This window comes from Pontibacter litorisediminis, assembly GCF_029360645.1.
In the GTDB taxonomy this organism is placed as follows: domain Bacteria; phylum Bacteroidota; class Bacteroidia; order Cytophagales; family Hymenobacteraceae; genus Pontibacter; species Pontibacter litorisediminis.
In genome coordinates this window covers 1-3,233 of sequence record NZ_JARDUA010000013.1, presented here as the reverse complement: position 1 = coordinate 3,233, position 3,233 = coordinate 1, and the positions used below count along the sequence as shown (strand labels likewise).

The window sequence follows — 3,233 nt, the reverse complement described above, 5'->3', positions numbered from 1 at the left end:
AAAACGTTCTTTGACATGATGGGAGAGAGATAAAAGAAATTGACTAGGCCCTAGTGATAGGGCCCTAGTGCGAGAGAGGCGGGCCGGCCCACGCTTGTGGGGCCGGCCGAGAACGCAGAGAAGGGCGCACGGGGGATGCCTAGGCTCTCAGAGGCGATGAAGGACGCGACAAGCTGCGATAAGCTGCGGGGAGGGGCACATACCCTTAGATCCGCAGGTGTCCGAATGGGGCAACCCAGTTGAGTGAAGCTCAACTACCCTACGGGGGGCAAACCCGGGGAACTGAAACATCTAAGTACCCGGAGGAAGAGAAAACAACAGTGATTCCGCAAGTAGTGGCGAGCGAACGCGGATTAGCCCAAACCGGTCGAGTTACGGCTCGGCCGGGGTTGTAGGACCACGAGGTGGGACCAAGTATTGAAGTGCAAGTGCCTGGGAAGGCACACCGGAGAGGGTGAGAGTCCCGTGCACGTAAGCTGCTTGGCCCTAGTGGCATCCTGAGTAGGGCGGGACCGGAGAAATCCCGCCTGAATCCAGCGGCACCATCCGCTAAGGCTAAATACTCCTGAGAGACCGATAGTGAACCAGTACCGTGAGGGAAAGGTGAAAAGCACCGTGAATAACGGGGTGAAATAGATCCTGAAACCGTGCGCTTACAAGCGGTCGGAGGGGCTTTGTGCCCTGACGGCGTGCCTTTTGCATAATGAGCCTACGAGTTACTCCTCCCTGGCAAGGTTAAGTGCTTGAAAGCACGGAGCCGCAGCGAAAGCGAGTCTGAACAGGGCGCGCAGTCAGGGGGGGTAGACGCGAAACTTTGTGATCTACCCATGGGCAGGATGAAGGCTGGGTAAAACCAGTTGGAGGTCCGAACCAGTTTGCGTTGAAAAGCATTTGGATGACCTGTGGGTAGGGGTGAAAGGCCAATCAAACTGAGAAATAGCTCGTACTCCCCGAAATGCCTTTAGGGGCAGCGTCGCGGTGGAGTCATGTGGAGGTAGAGCTACCGATAGGACTAGGGGGAGTCACATCCTACCGAATCCTGACGAACTCCGAATGCCACTTGACATACGCGGCAGTGAGGCTTGGGGTGCTAAGGTCCCAGGCCGAGAGGGAAAGAACCCAGACCGCCAGCTAAGGTCCCAAAGTCTAGACTAAGTTGAACAAAGGGGGTCCAGTTGCTTAGACAGCCAGGAGGTTGGCTTGGAAGCAGCCATTCCTTTAAAGAGTGCGTAACAGCTCACTGGTCGAGCGACAGGGCATCGATAATAATCGGGCATCAAGTCTAGCACCGAAGCTGCGGATTGTACATTGTACACTGGTAGGGGAGCATTCCCTGCTGCGGCGAAGGCGCGCCGGCGAGGCGCGTTGGAGCGCAGGGAAAAGCAAATGTAGGCATAAGTAACGATAATGCGGGCGAGAAACCCGCACACCGAAAGACCAAGGTTTCCTGATCAACGCTAATCGGATCAGGGTTAGTCGGGTCCTAAGGCCGAGGCGAAAGCGCAGGTCGATGGACAGCTGGTTAATATTCCAGCACCGGCCATGCATAGCGATGCGGTGACGGAGAAGTGAAAGGACCGCGCACTGACGGAATAGTGCGCTTAACACCGTAGGTAGTGGCCTGGTAGTGAAGTACGCCAGGCTAGCTGAAAGTGGAAAGTACGCCAACCCTTCGGGGGCGGCGAGTGTCCCTAACCAGGCTCCCGAGAAAACCCGCTAAGTGTTTGACTGCATGGCCGCCCGTACCGCAAACCGACACAGGTGGTCGAGGAGAGAATCCTAAGGTGCTCGAGTGAATCACGGCCAAGGAACTCGGCAAAATGGCCCTGTAACTTCGGGAGAAGGGGCGCCTCCTTGCAGCAATGCAAGAGGCCGCAGTGAAAAGGCCCAGGCGACTGTTTAACAAAAACACATGGCTTTGCGAAATCGAGAGATGAAGTATAAGGCCTGACACCTGCCCGGTGCCGGAAGGTTAAGAGGGGGGGTTAGCCGCAAGGCGAAGCTCTGAATCGAAGCCCCGGTAAACGGCGGCCGTAACTATAACGGTCCTAAGGTAGCGAAATTCCTTGTCGGGTAAGTTCCGACCTGCACGAATGGTGTAACGATCTGGGCGCTGTCTCAGCCGTGAGCTCGGTGAAATTGTAGTCTCGGTGAAGATGCCGAGTACCCGCAACGGGACGGAAAGACCCCATGAACCTTTACTATAGCTTAGCATTGACGCTGGGTAACTCATGTGTAGGATAGGCCGGAGAATGCGAAGCGGCGTCGCCAGGCGTCGTGGATTCTTCCTTGAAATACGGCCCTTGAGTTGCTTGGCGCCTAACCTCGTAAGACGGGGGACAGTGCTTGGTGGGTAGTTTGACTGGGGTGGTCGCCTCCAAAACAGTAACGGAGGCTTTCAAAGGTTCCCTCAGCACGCTTGGTAACCGTGCGCAGAGCGCAATAGCACAAGGGAGCTTGACTGTGAGGCCCACAAGCCGAGCAGGGCCGAAAGGCGGATATAGTGATCCGGTGGTTCCGCATGGAAGGGCCATCGCTCAAAGGATAAAAGGTACTCTGGGGATAACAGGCTGATCTCCCCCAAGAGCTCATATCGACGGGGAGGTTTGGCACCTCGATGTCGGCTCGTCACGTCCTGGGGCTGGAGAAGGTCCCAAGGGTTCGGCTGTTCGCCGATTAAAGTGGCACGCGAGCTGGGTTCAGAACGTCGTGAGACAGTTCGGTCCCTATCTGTTGTGGGCGTTGGAGATTTGAGGGGTCCTGACCTTAGTACGAGAGGACCGGGTTGGACGAGCCTCTGGTGGACCTGTTGTGGCGCCAGCCGCAGCGCAGGGTAGCTACGCTCGGACGGGATAAGCGCTGAAAGCATCTAAGTGCGAAACCCGCCCCAAGATGAGATCTCCCTGGAAGGGCCGTCGAAGACGACGACGTCGATAGGCCGCAGGTGTAAAGCTGGAGACAGCAAAGCCGAGCGGTACTAATTGCCCGGGAGCGTTCTCAAAGGCCACGGCTTTGCCGGCCCGCCGCTCTCACCTCTTTCTTTCGTCTCTCCCCCACATTCATGTCTAACATACCATGATGCGGACAGCAATCGCATCGACGATAATGGTGGCTATGGCCCCGGTGAGCACCTCTTCCCATTCCGAACAGAGCAGTTAAGCCCGGGAGCGCCGATGGTACTGGGGTCACACCCGGGAGAGTAGGTGGCCGCCAACCCCAACAAGAGGGCCCCT

General features: G+C 56.9%; 2 rRNA genes. Both read left to right on the top strand.

The annotated features are described in order from the left end of the window. Nucleotides 1-108 precede the first annotated feature (108 nt). Nucleotides 109-3,001: ribosomal RNA gene (locus PXG97_RS21410) — 23S ribosomal RNA — on the top strand. Nucleotides 3,002-3,104: 103 nt separating this feature from the next. Next, a 5S ribosomal RNA gene (gene rrf / locus PXG97_RS21405) occupies nucleotides 3,105-3,216 on the top strand. Nucleotides 3,217-3,233: the final 17 nt, after the last annotated feature.